Here is a 14,142-nt window from a genome sequence, read left to right as displayed (position 1 = left end):
GAGTCGGCTCGTCATGACGCGCCGACTCGACGGGCATGCGTCAGGATGCGCCGACTCGGCGGGGATGGACGTGGGAGACATGGCCTGCCTCAGTCCAGCGGGACGAGCGCGGTCGGGGCGTGCTCGCCGCGCTCGGCAAGCTCCTCGAACTCCACGACGCCGTCGATCTCGACACCCATCGACACGTTGGTGACGCGCTCGAGGATCACCTCGACGAGGACGGGCACCCGGTATTCGGCCATCAGCGCCTTGGCCTTCTCGAAGGCAGCGCCGAGATCGGCGGGGTCGGTGACGCGTACGGCCCTGCAGCCCAGCCCCTCGGCGACCTTGAGGTGGTCGACGCCGTAGCCGTCGAGCTCGGGGCTGTTGATGTTGTCGAAGGCGAGCTGCACGCAGTAGTCCATCTCGAACCCGCGCTGGGCCTGGCGGATCAGCCCGAGGTAGGAGTTGTTCACGACGACGTGGATGTAGGGGATGTTGAACTGGGCGCCGACCGCGAGCTCCTCGATCAGGAACTGGAAGTCGTAGTCGCCCGACAGCGCGACCACCTGGTCGTCGGGGACGGCGGTCGCGACCCCCAGTGCGGCCGGCAGGGTCCAGCCCAGCGGGCCTGCCTGGCCAGCGTTGATCCAGTGGCGCGGCTTGTAGACGTGCAACAGCTGCGCGGCCTGGATCTGGGACAGGCCGATCGTGGTGACGTAGCGCGTGCCCGGCCCGAAGGCCCGGTTCATCTCCTCGTAGACCCGCTGTGGCTTGATCGGGACATCGTCGAAGTGCGTCTTGCGCTGCAGGGTCCGCTTGCGCTCGGCGCACTCCTCGACCCAGCGCGTACGGTCGGCGACGCGGCCGTTCGCCGCCCACTCCTTCGCGACCTCGACCAGCACCTCCAGCGCGGCCCGGGCGTCGGAGACGATCGAGTAGTCCGGCGCGAAGACCCGGCCGATCTGGGTCGGCTCGATGTCGATGTGCACGAACGTACGACCCCGGGTGTAGGTCTCCACCGAGCCGGTGTGGCGGTTGGCCCACCGGTTGCCGATGCCGAGGACGAAGTCGCCGGCCAGCATGGTCGCGTTGCCGTAGCGGTGAGAGGTCTGCAGCCCCACCATGCCCGCGTTGAGCCGGTGGTCGTCCGGGATCGTGCCCCAGCCCATCAGCGTGGGGACGACGGGAACTCCGGTGACCTCGGCGAGCTCGACCAGCAGCTCGGTGGCGTCGGCGTTGACCACGCCACCGCCCGCGACGATCAGGGGGCGCTCGGCATCGAGCATCATCGCCAGCGCCTTCTCCGCCTGGGCACGACTGGCCGCCGGCCTGGCGATCGGCAAGGGCTCGTACGTCTCGATGTCGAAGTCGATCTCGGCCTGCTGGACGTCGAGCGGAAGGTCGATGAGGACCGGACCGGGGCGCCCCTCGCGCATCAGCCGGAAGGCCTTCTGGAAGGTGCCGGGCACCTGAGCCGGCTCCATCACGGTGACCGCCATCTTGGTGAGCGAGCCGGCGACGGCGGCGATGTCGACCGCCTGGAAGTCCTCCTTGTGGAGCTTGGCGACCGGTGCCTGGCCGGTGATGCACAGGATCGGGATCGAGTCGGCGGAGGCCGAGTAGAGACCGGTGATCATGTCGGTGCCGGCCGGGCCGGAGGTGCCGATGCAGACGCCGATGTTGCCGGCCTTCGCCCGGGTGTAGCCCTCGGCCATGTGGGAGGCCGCCTCGACGTGACGGGCGAGCACGTGCTGGACGCCGCCGTGCTTGCGCATCGCGCTGTAGAACGGGTTGATCGCGGCACCAGGGAGACCGAACAGCTGGGTCGCGCCCTCCTTCTCCAGGATCAGGACGGCGGCGTCGACCGCGCGCATGCGTGCCATGTCAGCTTTCCTCGATTTCGGTGGTCGAGCCTGTCGAGACCCCGCTCAGGCGCTCGACGCCTCGCAGCAGGGCGGAGTGGTCCAGGCCGCCGTCACCGTTGGCCCGCGCGCTCGCCATCAGCTGGGCGACCAGCGAGCCGAGCGGAACGACGACACCGGCCTCTCGGGCGGCGGCGGTGACGATGCCCATGTCCTTGTGGTGCAGGTCGATCCGGAAGCCGGGACGGAAGGAGCGGGTCAGCATGTTCTCCTTCTTCTGGTCGAGAACGCTCGAACCCGCGAGCCCGCCACCGAGCACCTCGAGAGCTGCCTTGGTGTCCACGCCGTACGCCTCGAGGAAGGCGACCGCCTCCGAGAGCGCCTGGATGTTGGCCGCCACGATGAGCTGGTTGGCCGCCTTGACCGTCTGGCCGGCACCGCTCGGGCCGACGTGGACGATGGTCTTGCCGACGGCATCGAAGATCGGCTTCGCGGTGGCGAAGTCGTCGGCCGCGCCGCCGACCATGATCGAGAGAGCCGCGTTCTTCGCACCCGCCTCGCCACCGGAGACGGGGGCGTCGAGGATGCGGAAGCCACGGGCCGTGGCCTGCTCGGCGAGCGTGGCGCTCACGTCGGGTCGGATGCTGGAGAAGTCGATGATCAGCGCGCCGGCGGGGGCGGACTCGAAGACACCGCCCTCGGCTGCGAGGACCTCCTCGACGTGGGGCGAGTCCGGAACCATCACGCAGACGACGTCGGCGTCGCGGCAGGCGTCGGCGGTCGAGGCGGCGGTGTGGCCGCCCGCCGCGGCCAGGGCTTGGGCGCGCTCCGGGTTGTGGTCGAAGCCGGCGACGGTGTGGCCTGCGGCGACGAGGTGGGCGGCCATCGGACTGCCCATGATGCCGAGGCCGATGAAAGCGATGGTGGTCATGATGTTCTCTCCTCCGTGGGGTGGTTAGCGCGTTGCGTACGCGGCGCTGCGGTGCTCCTGGCCTGTCGAGTCGGCGCAAACTGACCAAGATCCGCGTCGAGTCGGCTCGTTATGACGGGCCGACTCGACGCTGATTTCGGTCAGAACGAGCCGACTCGGCAACTGGGGCGACGCTCGCGCGGTAGCCAGTCGAAACTCTCGGGCGACGTGGTGGCGGGCTTGTACTCCAGCCCGACCCAGCCGGCGTATCCGGCTTCCTCGAGCGCGGCGAGCTGTCGCTCGAGCGGGAGGTCGCCGGTGCCGGGCTCGTTGCGGCCAGGGGCGTCGGCGATCTGGACGTGAGCGATGCGAGTTGCGTACGCAGCGATCACCTCGTCGACGTCGTCGCCGTTCACGGCGAGGTGGTAGAGGTCGGCGAGCAGGCCGATGTTGGCCTCACCGGCACGGTCGATCGCCGCGATCGCGTCGGCGGCGGTGAGCAGCGGATAGCGGTCGGCGCCGCTGACCGGCTCGACCAGCACGGTCCCGCCGATGCGGGCTGCCGCGCGGGCAGCCAGCGCGAGGTTCTCGGCGGCGAGGTCGTCCTGTGCCTCAGCCGCGGTGTCGTCGAAGCGATTGCCGTAGAGCGCGTTGAACGCGGTGCAGCCGAGCCGCTCACCGATGCCGATAGTGACGTCGATGTTGTCGCGGAACTCCGCCGACCGGGCTGGCCACGAGACCAGACCGCGGTCGCCGGCCGGCATGTCACCGGCGAAGAAGTTGAGGCCGACCAGGCGCACCCCGGCGTCCTCGACTGCGGCGACGAAGGCGTCGACGTCCTTGTCGGACGGCACCGCCTCGGCGAACGGCCACCAGAACTCCACCGCGTCGAAGCCGGCGGCCTTCACCGCTGCGGGGCGCTCGAGCAGCGGGATCTCGGTGAACAGGATCGAGCAGTTCACCTCGTACCGGAGCTGGTGGGACATCTCACCATTCCTTCCGTAATACGGAATTTGATTTCTGACATTCGAAATATAAGGATGTGAGCGGAGTCACGTCAACCCTGAGCAGGACTTGGCCGCAAAGTGGTGAAGAAACGACAACGGGCCTCCCGCGTACATGTGCGGGCGTTGTACGTTCCTCCAAGAAGCGGCCGAATGGGACCGGTCGACCGGTGGAGGCACCGTGCTACTTGCAGAGCTGTTGGAGACGCCCAGCCTGGGCCTGCGACTCCTGCACGCCCCTGAGCGCGCGCTCGACCGACCCGTCGGCCGCACGGTCACGATCGACCTGCTCGAACCCGGTCGATACCTGAGCGGCGGCGAGCTCGTGCTCACCGGTCTCGTCTGGCGTCGCGGGCCCGAGGACAGCGAGACCTTCGTGTCCTCGATCGCGGAGGGTGGGGCGACCTGTCTTCTGGCTGGCGCGGCCCTCCTCGGCGCGGTCCCCGACGACCTCGTCGAGGCCTGCCGTCGCCACCGGGTCGCCCTGGTCGAGGTCCCCGGAGACGTCGCGTTCGCCGACGTGACCGAATACGTCGCGGCCGCCGGCGCCGCCGGCGCGAGCGCCCGGATGTCGGCCAGCCTGGCCCGCCAGCGCCAGCTGCTCTCCGCCATCGCCTCGGGTCGCAGCCTGGACGAGCTGGCCGCCCGGGTGGCCTCGGAGATCGGCCACGCCTGCCGGGTGCTCACCGCGAGCGGGCGTCATGTCGTACCCGGCCCCGGCGAGCTCGATCCCGAGACGGTCGATGCGCTGACCCGCCGCTTCCTGACCGCCGACCTGCTGCCCGCCGCGGCCGAGGTGGGCGACCGTCGCTACTCGCTGTTCCCCATCGGATCGGGCCTGGCCGACCGGCTCACCGGATGGACGGTCGCCGTCGAGGGCGACCACACCACCTGGCCGCGGGAGGACCTCGACATGGTCCACGAGTTCGGCGCCATCACCGCACTGGACCGCTCGCGGCGCGACGAGGGCCTTCGGGTCCGGCGACCGCTCGCGGCGGCGACCCTCGCCCACCTGGAGGCCGGCGCCTCCCCCGCCGAGATCGCGACCGGGCTACGCCAGTCCGGGATCGATCCCGAGCGGCCGCTCGTGCTCGCCGTGGCCGAGCTCGGGCCAGGTGGTCCGCCGGACGCAGTGGCCGCGGTGCTCGAGGATGTGGCTCTCGGCCTGGGGCCGTCCGTCGTCGCGAGCGCGCGGGACGGCTGCGCGGTCGCCTTCCTCCCGTCCCGCCCCGACCTCACCGACCAACTGCGCCGCTCGCTGACCCGGCTGGCGCCGGCCCTGGTCCGCGGCTCACTGTCGGTGGGGCTGAGCGGCGAAAGCGCCATCGACGCGCTGGCAGGCGCGCTCGAGGAGGCGCGGTTCGCACACCGGGTCGCCCGCTCCGGCGGGGGCTCGGTGGCGTTGTCCAGCTCCGAGGAGGTGACCTCCCACGTGCTGCTGCTCGCCACGGTCCCCGACGACATCCGCCGCACCTACGCGCAACGCGTCCTCGGCCCGGTCCTCGAGCACGACCAACGCTCCGGCGGCGATCTCGTGCTCACCCTCGACCGGTTCCTGACGTACGCCGGGTCCTGGACGCGTACCGCCGACTCGCTCCATCTCCACGTCAACAGCGTGCGCTACCGGATCTCCCGGATCGAGGAGCTGACCGGTCGCGACCTGACCACGATGGAGGACCGGGTCGACGTCTTCCTCGCCCTCAGATCTCTGTGAGCCGGCCTTGGTCGAGTCGGCCGAGGTCGGCTGTAACACGTCGTTCGTAGGACTACTCGCCTTTTATAACGACCGGATAGACCTACGAACAGCGTGTTACACGCGATCCAGGCGGTGTTTCACGCCGCCGAAACCGCCCCGATACAGGAAGCACGTCATTCTGGAGCATCACACAAAGGCCGCATCCGCGTAGACCCCATCTTCGGATGATCGGCGGGTGCCACTCGGGGCCGGAAAAGACCAGGCTGTGGTGTACGTCACGCTCACCAACCGCGATAGCCCCCGAGAAAGGTGTGAGGCGATGAATGCCAGAGCAGTCCTGAGGTCGTTGCGGCCGCAGCGGAAGAGTGGTTCCGGCACCACCCACCCCGTCGACGAGGTGCTCCCGGCGGGCAAGCTCGCCGTCTACGGCCTCCAGCACGTGCTCGCGTTCTATGCCGGTGCGGTGATCGTGCCGATCCTGCTCGCCAACGCGATCGGGTTGAGCCAGGAGGAGCTGATCCACCTGATCAACGCCGACCTGTTCACCTGCGGCATCGCCTCGATCATCCAGTCGGTGGGCTTCTGGAAGGTCGGTGTCCGGCTGCCGCTGCTGCAGGGCGTCACCTTCACCGCCGTCTCACCGATGATCGCGATCGGGATGGCCGCGGGCGGCGGCACCGACGGGCTGCTCGTCATCTACGGCGCGGTGATCGTCGCCGGTCTGGCTACCTTCTTCATCGCTCCCTACTTCAGCCGGCTGATCCGGTTCTTCCCACCGGTCGTGACCGGCTCGGTGATCACCATCATCGGCATCGCGCTGCTGCCCGTCGCCGCCGCGGACGCGACCGGTGGTGCCGGCCCGACCTCGGACCCCACGAGCGGCCGCAACCTGGCGTACGCCCTGGGAACCTTGGCGCTGATCGTGGTCATCCAGCGGGTGTTCAAGGGCTTCATGGCCACCGTCGCCGTGCTCGTCGGGCTGGTCGTCGGCACCCTGGTCGCCTGGATCCTCGGCGACGCCCACTTCGATGCGGTCGCCGGCTCCGACTGGGTCGGCGTCACCACGCCGTTCCACTTCGGCTGGCCACAGTTCTCCGCCGCCGCGATCGTGTCGATGATCGTGGTCATGCTGATCACCGCCGTCGAGACCACCGGTGACGTCTTCGCCACCGGCGAGATCGTGGAGAAGCGGGTCGGTCGCACCGACATCGCCCGGGCCCTGCGTGCCGACGGTCTGGCCACCACCATCGGCGGCGTCTTCAACTCCTTCCCCTACACCTGCTTCGCCGAGAACGTCGGTCTCGTCCGGCTGACCCGGGTCAAGAGCCGGTGGGTCGTCGCCGCCGCCGGTGCGATCATGGTGCTGATCGGGCTGCTCCCCAAGGTCGGCGCGATCGTCGCCGGCATCCCGCACCCAGTCCTCGGCGGCGCGGCCCTGGCGATGTTCGCGACCGTCGCCGTCGTCGGCTTCCAGACCCTCAGCAAGGTCGACTTCCACGACCACCGCAACGTCGTGATCGTCGCGACCAGCGTCGGCCTGGCCATGTACGTCACCGCGCAGCCCGAGGTCTCCCAGGCCGTCCCGGGGTGGGCCGAGATCATCTTCGGCAGCGGCATCACCCTCGGCAGCCTCTCGGCGATCCTGCTCAACGTCCTGTTCCACCACGTCGGCCCCGACTTCGGTCCGACCGTCGCCGGCCAGCCCGGCGAGGGCGTCCGGCTCGACCAGGTCAACCAGATGGGACGTACGGAGTTCGTGGAGACGTTCGACGGCCTCTTCCAGGGGCCGCGCTGGATGGTCGAGCGGGCCTGGGAGCAGCGGCCGTTCACCGACACCCACGCCCTGCGCCGGGCCTTCCAGGACGCCCTCTTCAGCGGCACCGTCGAGGAGCAGCGTGAGCTGATCGAGGCCTACCCCGAGCTGGGTTCGCGCCTGGTCTCGGACGGGGTCGTCGGCGAGGAGTCGCTGCGCGACCAGTCCTCGCGCGGCCTGACCCACCTGGCCGAACCGGACCAGGAGGCGCTGACGTCGCTCACCGACGCCTACCACGAGCGGTTCGGCTTCCCGCTGGTCATCTCCGTACGCGACACCACCTCGCTCGACCGGATCCTCGCCGAGGGGCGGGACCGCCTCGGCAACTGCGAACGGCAGGAGCACGCCGCCGCGCTGATCGAGATCGCCAAGATCGCCGGCCACCGCTTCGACGACTTCCTGCGCGATGCCAACCCCATCCACAGCGCCCGCACCCGCAACCCGATCCGGAGCCAGCGATGAGCACACCCATCACCCCCGGTGTCACCGTCAACGGGGACCGGCTGCCCCTGACCGGGGTCGCCGCCCACACCACCGCCCTCGACTGGTTGCGCGGCCGCGGCCTGACCGGCGCCAAGGAGGGCTGCGCCGAGGGCGAGTGCGGCGCCTGCTCCGTGATGGTCGCTCGGCCCGGCACCACCTCGCCGACCGAGTGGACCTCGGTCAACGCCTGCCTGGTGCCGGTCGCCGCGCTCGACGGCCAGGAGGTCGTCACCAGCGAGGGCCTCGGCAGCAGCAGCGACCTCCATCCGGTCCAGCAGGAGCTCGCCGTGCGCGGTGGGTCGCAGTGCGGCTACTGCACCCCTGGGTTCGTCTGCAGCCTTGCCGCGGAGTTCTACCGTCCGGGACGGGTTGCGACCGACGCAGCGTGCGACCACGAGCACGGCCCGAACGGCGTCGACCTGCATGCGCTGAGCGGCAACCTGTGCCGCTGCACCGGCTACCGCCCGATCCGGGACGCGGCCTTCGCCCTGGGCTCGCCGGAGGACGGCGACGCCCTCGCCGCGCGGCAGCAGCAGCCGCCGCCCGAGCCTGCGCCGACCCGGATCACCGTCGACGGCGCCGAGTTCGTCCGCCCGGAGACGCTGACCGAGACGCTTGCCCTCCTCACCGAGCGGCCGGAGGCACAGGTCGTGGCCGGGTCGACCGACTGGGGCGTCGAGGTCAACCTCCGCGGCCGCCGGGCGCCGCTGGTCGTAGCGGTGGACCGGCTGCCCGAGCTGCGCGAGCTCGCCTTCCGGACCGGCTACGTCGAGATCGGGGCGGCCCTCACGCTGACCGAGATCGAGCGCAAGCTCAACGGCCGGGTCCCGCTCCTGGCCGAGCTCTTCCCGCAGTTCGCCTCGCGTCTGATCCGCAACAGCGCGACGATCGGCGGCAACATCGGCACCGCCTCCCCGATCGGCGACGCCCCACCGGCGCTGCTCGCGCTCGACGCCGACGTCGTCCTGGCTTCGCCGCGCGGCGATCGGGTCGTCGCGCTGGCCGACTACTTCACCGGCTACCGCGAGACGGTCCGGGCCGCGGACGAGCTGATCCGCGGCGTACGCCTCCCGCTGCCGCTGGCCCCTCTCGTCGGCTTCCACAAGATCGCCAAGCGCCGCTTCGACGACATCTCCAGCGTGGCCGTCGGCTACGCGCTCGAGATCGCCGACGGCGCCGTCGTCCGGGCCCGGATCGGCCTGGGTGGCGTCGCCGCCACGCCGCTGCGCGCCGTCGCCACCGAGGATGCCCTGGCCGGGCGGCCGTGGACCGAGGAGACCGTACGCCGCGCCGCGGCCGTCCTCGCCGAGGAGGGCACCCCGATGGACGACCACCGCGCCAGCGCGTCCTACCGCTCGGCGATGCTGGGCCAGTCGTTGCTGCGCCTGTTCCACACCCACCCGGAGACCCATCGCCAGGAGGTGTCGGCATGAGCGACCCGCGGAATGCTCACCGAGGTAGCTCGGTGAGCGGTCACCTCCTTCACGGAACTCCACGAAGGAACTGCATCCACACCGAGGTACCTCGGTCGACATCCGAGGAGGCCCCGGCATGAGCGCCCTGTCCGAACGCCCTGAGAACCCGATCGTCGGGATTCCGCTGCCGCACGAGAGCGCCGCGCTGCACGTCACCGGCGAGGCGCTCTACACCGACGACCTGGTCGGGCGGATCGCCGGCACGCTGCACGCCTGGCCGGTCCAGGCCCCGCACACCCATGCGCTGGTCACCGCGCTGCGCGCCGAACCGGCGTACGCGGTCCCGGGCGTCGTCCGCGTGCTGACCGCCGACGACGTGCCCGGCGTCAACGACGCCGGCGTCAAGCACGACGAGCCGCTCTTCCCCACCGAGGTGATGTTCCACGGCCATGCGGTGTGCTGGGTGCTCGGCGAGACCCAGGAGGCCGCCCGGCTGGGCGCGGCCGCGGTCGAGGTCGACTACGAGCCGCTGCCCTCGCTGGTCACCGTGCCGGAGGCCATCGCTGCGGAGAGCTTCCAGGGCACGCCGCGCCACCTGGAGCGCGGTGACGCCGGGGCCGCGCTGACGGGCGCCGCGCACGTCTTCGAGGGCGAGTTCGAGTTCGCCGGCCAGGAGCACTTCTACCTGGAGACCCACGTCTCGCTCGCCCTGGTCGACGAGGGCGGCCAGGTGCTGGTGCACAGCAGCACCCAGCACCCCTCCGAGACGCAGGAGATCGTCGCCCATGTCCTCGGCGTCCCGAGCCACGAGGTGACCGTCCAGTGCCTGCGGATGGGCGGCGCGTTCGGCGGCAAGGAGATGCAGCCGCACGGCTATGCCGCGATCGCCGCCCTGGGGGCCACCCTCACCGGACGTCCGGTGCGGCTGCGGCTCAACCGCACCCAGGACATGACGATGTCCGGCAAGCGCCACGGCTTCCACAGCACCTGGCGGGTCGGGTTCGATGACGAGGGCCACATCCTCGGTCTCGAGGCCACCCTCACCGCCGACGGCGGCTGGAGCCTCGACCTCTCCGAGCCGGTGCTGGCCCGCGCGCTGTGCCACATCGACAACGCCTACTGGGTGCCCGACATCCGCGTCGACGGCCGGGTCGCGCGCACCAACAAGACCTCGCAGACCGCCTTCCGCGGCTTCGGCGGCCCCCAGGGGATGCTGGTCATGGAGGACCTGCTCGGCCGGTGCGCCCCGCTGCTCGGCATCGACCCGCTCGAGCTGCGCCGCCGCAACCTCTATCAGCAGGACCAGACCACGCCGTACGGTCAACCGGTGCGGCAGGCGGACCGGCTGGCGGCCTGCTGGGACCAGGTCACCTCCTCTGGCGAGGTGGCACGGAGGCGCGCGGAGATCGCCGATTTCAACAGCCGGCATCCGCATACCAAGCGCGGTCTGGCGATGACGCCGGTGAAGTTCGGCATCTCGTTCAACCTCACCGCCTTCAACCAGGCCGGCGCCCTCGTGCACGTCTACAAGGACGGCTCGGTGCTGATCAACCACGGCGGCACCGAGATGGGCCAGGGCCTGCACACCAAGATGCTGCAGGTCGCCGCCACCGCGCTCGGCCTGCCGCTGTCCCGCGTACGCCTCGCCCCCACCCGCACCGACAAGGTGCCCAACACCTCGGCGACCGCGGCCAGCTCGGGTGCCGACCTCAACGGGGCGGCCATCAAGAACGCCTGCGAGCAGATCCGCGAGCGGCTCGCCCAGGTCGCCGGAGGCCGCCTCGGGATCAGTCCCAGCGACGTACGTTTCGACGACGGCGTCGTCCGCGGCCTCTCTCCCGCTTCAGGCGAGATCGGCTGGAACGAGCTGGTCAACACCGCCTACCACCAGCGGGTGCAGCTCTGGGCAGCCGGCTTCTACCGCACCGAGGGCCTGCACTGGGACCCCGCCGTCATGCGGGGCGAGCCGTTCAAGTATTTCGCCAACGGGGTCGCAGCCTCCGAGGTCGAGGTCGACGGCTTCACCGGCGCCTACACGCTGCGGCGCGTCGACATCGTCCACGACGTCGGCGACAGCCTGAGTCCGCTGATCGACATCGGCCAGATCGAGGGCGGCTTCGTGCAGGGCGCCGGCTGGCTGACCCTGGAGGACCTGCGCTGGGACACCTCCGACGGGCCCAACCGTGGCCGGCTGGCGACGCAGGCGGCGAGCACCTACAAGCTGCCGAGCTTCTCCGAGATGCCCGAGGACTTCCGGGTGAAGCTGCTCGAGAAGGCCCACGAGGAGGGTGCCGTCTACGGCTCCAAGGCGGTCGGCGAACCCCCGTTGATGCTCGCCTTCTCCGTACGCGAGGCGCTGCGCGAGGCGGCCGCCGCGTTCGGCCCCGGCGGCGCCAGCGTCGACCTCGGCTGCCCCGCCACCCCGGAGGCCGTCTACTGGGCGCTCGACCGGGCCCGTACGCCGCAGGCCCCCGAGGCCGCACCCAGCGACGCCGGCGCCGAGCCGGCCATGGCCGGACGGAAGGGATGACATGGAGTGGATGAGAGCCGTCCAGCGGCTACGCGAGCAGCGGGCCCCCGGCGTACTGGTGACCCTGACGTCCGTGCGCGGTCATTCGCCGCGCGAGGCAGGGGCCAAGATGGTCGTCTCTGCCGACCGCACGTGGGCCACCGTCGGTGGCGGCAACCTCGAAGCTGTCGCGATCGAGCGTGCGCGGGCGATACTGACCGAGGGCATCGCCGTGCCGGAGACCATGAAGGTGTCGCTCTCCGACAAGGCGCCCTACCAGCACGGCGTCCAGTGCTGTGGTGGCGAGGTCGAACTCCTGCTCGAGCCCCTTCCCACCGTGCCGTCCGTGGCCATCTTCGGGATGGGCCACGTCGGGCTCGAGCTGGCGCGCATCCTCGCCCGCCACGACCTCGAGCTGCACCTGGTCGACTCCCGCCCCGCCCAGCTCGAGCCCGAGCGGCTCCGGGGCCTGGACGACGCCGTCGCCGGCATCCACGTCCACCAGGTACCGGTGCTGCCCGAGCTCGTCATCGGCGAGCTTCCCGAGGGCACCCACGTCCTCGTGATGACCCACGACCACGCCGAGGATGCCGCGCTGTGCGACGCTGCTCTCCGCGCCTCCCAGCTGGGGTCGATCGGGCTGATCGGCTCGAGCGCCAAGTGGAGCCGGTTCCGGGCCAAGCTCGCCGAGGAAGGCCACGCCCCCGAGGCGATCGCCCGCATCGCCACGCCCATCGGTCTCCCCGATCTCGGTGGCAAGGCCCCGGCTACGATCGCAGTGAGCGTCGCTGCTCGGCTGCTGCAGCTCTTCTCGGGGGTCTCGACAAGCTCGACCACCGGGGACCGCACGACCACCGGGGACCGCACGACCACCGGGGACCGCACGACCACCGGGGACCGCACGACCACCAAGGAACAGACGCCATGACGCTCTATCGAGGAACCTTCCTCGACACCCCTGACGACCCCTTCACCGGCGGTCGGCTCCGCACGGAGCAGGACGGCGCACTGCTGGTACGCGACGGCGTGATCCGCGCCCGCGGCAGCTACGCCGGCCTGCACCGTCAGCACCCCCAGGAGAACGTCGTCGACCTCTCCGGCGGCTTCGTGCTACCCGGGTTCGTCGACACCCACGTGCACTTCCCGCAGGTCCGCGTCATCGGCGGTCTGGGCCTGCCCCTGCTCGACTGGCTCGATCAGTGCGCCCTCCCCGAGGAGGCGCGCCTCGCCGACCCGGCCTACGCCGCAGGGGTCGCCACCGACTTCGTCCGCGGCCTGGTCGGCGCCGGCACCACCACGGCGCTGGTCTTCGGCAGCCACTTCGCCCCCGCGGTCGACACGGTCTTCGCCGAGGCCGCCCGGGTCGGGCTACGGATCACCAGCGGCCTCGTGGTCAGCGACCGGCTCATCCGCGAGGACCTGTTCACCGACCCCGACCGGGCCCGCGAGGAGTCGCTCGCGCTCGCCGCCCGCTGGCACGGGGTCGGCCGGGCCCGCTACGCCGTGACGCCGCGGTTCTCACTGTCCTGCACCGACGACCTGCTCGCGGCCTGCGCCGACGTGCTCGGCGCGGTGCCAGGCGCCATGTTCACCTCCCACGTCAACGAGAACACCCGCGAGATCGAGGTCGTCGAGGAGCTCTTCGGCTGCGACTACGTGACCTCCTACGACCGCCATGGCCTGGTCGGCCCCGGAACCGTCCTGGCTCACAACGTGCACCCCACCGACTCCGAGCTCACCCTGCTCGCCGCTCGCGGCGCCTCGGTCGCGCACTGCGCCTCCAGCAACGCCGCCCTCGGCAGCGGCCTCTTCCCGCTGGCTCGCCACCGCGCCCACGGGGTGCGCGTCTCGATGGGCTCCGACGTCGGCGCCGGCACCGGGTTCTCGCTGCTCAAGGAGGGCTTGGCGGCGTACGTCGCCCAGCAGCAGCTCGGCGAGGCCGGCCACCCACTGACGCCGTCCCACCTCCTTCACCTGGCGACCCGAGCCGGCGCCGAGGCCCTCGGGCTAGGAGCCGCGGTCGGCGACTTCTGCGTCGGCCGCCGCTTCGACGCCCAGTGGATCAAGCCCGCCGCCGACACGCCCCTCGACGTCGGCCTCACCCACGCCAGCGACCCCGCCGACGCTCTGGCGAAGATGTTCGCCCTCGGCACCCCCGCCGACGTACGCAGCGTGTGGATCGAGGGCGAGCTCGTCGACGCCCCCGACCCCCACCTCGTCGGCTGACCCCCGCCGAGGCGTCAGGTAGGTCGGCCGAGACGTCACGGACGTCGGTCGAGTGGGCAGCGTCGTGCCTACTCGGCCGACGGAAGTGACGTCTCGGCAAGGCCACAGGAGAGGTCGTCGTCGAGCCGGTCGAGTCGGCGCATCCTGACGCGAAATCATGCCGAGTCGGCTCGTCATGACGAGCCGACTCGGCGGGTTTCTGGTTAGGACGGGCCGACTCGGCCTCCGTACGACATTCAGGC

Annotated in this window: 9 protein-coding genes; 6 read left to right on the top strand and 3 right to left on the bottom strand. The window is 71.0% G+C overall.

Annotation, left to right across the window (positions count from 1 at the left end; all coding sequences use genetic code 11):
* Nucleotides 1-89: 89 nt before the first annotated feature.
* The 3 genes from gcl to ABZZ22_RS17075 all read right to left on the bottom strand — a co-directional run bounded on the left by gcl (nt 90) and on the right by ABZZ22_RS17075 (nt 3,740).
* Nucleotides 90-1,865 carry a glyoxylate carboligase gene (gene gcl, locus ABZZ22_RS17085; RefSeq protein ID WP_354933429.1) on the bottom strand — a complete coding sequence of 592 codons (1,776 nt, stop codon included), beginning with the start codon at nt 1,863-1,865 and terminating at the stop codon, nt 90-92.
* Between the two features lies 1 nt (nt 1,866).
* Nucleotides 1,867-2,775 carry a 2-hydroxy-3-oxopropionate reductase gene (locus ABZZ22_RS17080; RefSeq protein WP_354933427.1) on the bottom strand — a complete coding sequence of 303 codons (909 nt, stop codon included), beginning with the start codon at nt 2,773-2,775 and terminating at the stop codon, nt 1,867-1,869.
* A gap of 140 nt (nt 2,776-2,915) precedes the next feature.
* Nucleotides 2,916-3,740 (bottom strand): TIM barrel protein, encoded by an 825-nt coding sequence (locus ABZZ22_RS17075; protein WP_354933425.1) that lies wholly within the window; start codon nt 3,738-3,740, stop codon nt 2,916-2,918.
* 199 nt (nt 3,741-3,939) lie between these two features.
* On the opposite strand from ABZZ22_RS17075, the gene ABZZ22_RS17070 reads away from it, so the two are divergent.
* The 6 genes from ABZZ22_RS17070 to ABZZ22_RS17045 all read left to right on the top strand — a co-directional run bounded on the left by ABZZ22_RS17070 (nt 3,940) and on the right by ABZZ22_RS17045 (nt 13,900).
* Nucleotides 3,940-5,472: a PucR family transcriptional regulator ligand-binding domain-containing protein gene (locus ABZZ22_RS17070; RefSeq protein WP_354933423.1), complete on the top strand. Its 1,533-nt coding sequence runs from the start codon at nt 3,940-3,942 to the stop codon at nt 5,470-5,472.
* A 301-nt stretch (nt 5,473-5,773) separates the two neighbouring features.
* A complete protein-coding gene (gene uraD, locus ABZZ22_RS17065; protein WP_354933421.1) occupies nt 5,774-7,729 on the top strand; it encodes a 2-oxo-4-hydroxy-4-carboxy-5-ureidoimidazoline decarboxylase in 1,956 nt (651 codons plus the stop codon).
* A complete protein-coding gene (locus ABZZ22_RS17060) occupies nt 7,726-9,183 on the top strand; it encodes an FAD binding domain-containing protein (protein ID WP_354933419.1) in 1,458 nt (485 codons plus the stop codon). The genes uraD and ABZZ22_RS17060 overlap by 4 nt, the downstream gene beginning before the upstream one ends.
* Before the next feature lie 118 nt (nt 9,184-9,301).
* Nucleotides 9,302-11,695: a xanthine dehydrogenase molybdopterin binding subunit gene (gene xdhB, locus ABZZ22_RS17055; protein ID WP_354933417.1), complete on the top strand. Its 2,394-nt coding sequence runs from the start codon at nt 9,302-9,304 to the stop codon at nt 11,693-11,695.
* A gap of 1 nt (nt 11,696) precedes the next feature.
* Complete coding sequence (gene xdhC / locus ABZZ22_RS17050) at nt 11,697-12,602, top strand: xanthine dehydrogenase accessory protein XdhC (protein ID WP_354933415.1); 906 nt, start codon at nt 11,697-11,699, stop codon at nt 12,600-12,602.
* Nucleotides 12,599-13,900 carry a guanine deaminase gene (locus ABZZ22_RS17045; RefSeq protein ID WP_354933413.1) on the top strand — a complete coding sequence of 434 codons (1,302 nt, stop codon included), beginning with the start codon at nt 12,599-12,601 and terminating at the stop codon, nt 13,898-13,900. The genes xdhC and ABZZ22_RS17045 overlap by 4 nt, the downstream gene beginning before the upstream one ends.
* Nucleotides 13,901-14,142 lie beyond the last annotated feature (242 nt).

The organism is Nocardioides sp. NPDC006273 (genome assembly GCF_040613495.1).
Lineage (GTDB): Bacteria > Actinomycetota > Actinomycetes > Propionibacteriales > Nocardioidaceae > Nocardioides.
The sequence above is the reverse complement of the archived record's forward strand: the minus strand, read 5'-3'. Positions and strand labels throughout refer to the sequence as shown.

Coding starts and splice junctions, on each gene's coding strand:
- uraD (WP_354933421.1), top strand. CDS start 5,774: ATGAATGCCAGAGCAGTCCTGAGGTCGTTGCGGCCGCAGCGGAAGAGT.
- xdhC (WP_354933415.1), top strand. CDS start 11,697: ATGGAGTGGATGAGAGCCGTCCAGCGGCTACGCGAGCAGCGGGCCCCC.
- ABZZ22_RS17080 (WP_354933427.1), bottom strand. CDS start 2,775: ATGACCACCATCGCTTTCATCGGCCTCGGCATCATGGGCAGTCCGATG.
- ABZZ22_RS17045 (WP_354933413.1), top strand. CDS start 12,599: ATGACGCTCTATCGAGGAACCTTCCTCGACACCCCTGACGACCCCTTC.
- ABZZ22_RS17060 (WP_354933419.1), top strand. CDS start 7,726: ATGAGCACACCCATCACCCCCGGTGTCACCGTCAACGGGGACCGGCTG.
- xdhB (WP_354933417.1), top strand. CDS start 9,302: ATGAGCGCCCTGTCCGAACGCCCTGAGAACCCGATCGTCGGGATTCCG.
- gcl (WP_354933429.1), bottom strand. CDS start 1,865: ATGGCACGCATGCGCGCGGTCGACGCCGCCGTCCTGATCCTGGAGAAG.
- ABZZ22_RS17075 (WP_354933425.1), bottom strand. CDS start 3,740: ATGTCCCACCAGCTCCGGTACGAGGTGAACTGCTCGATCCTGTTCACC.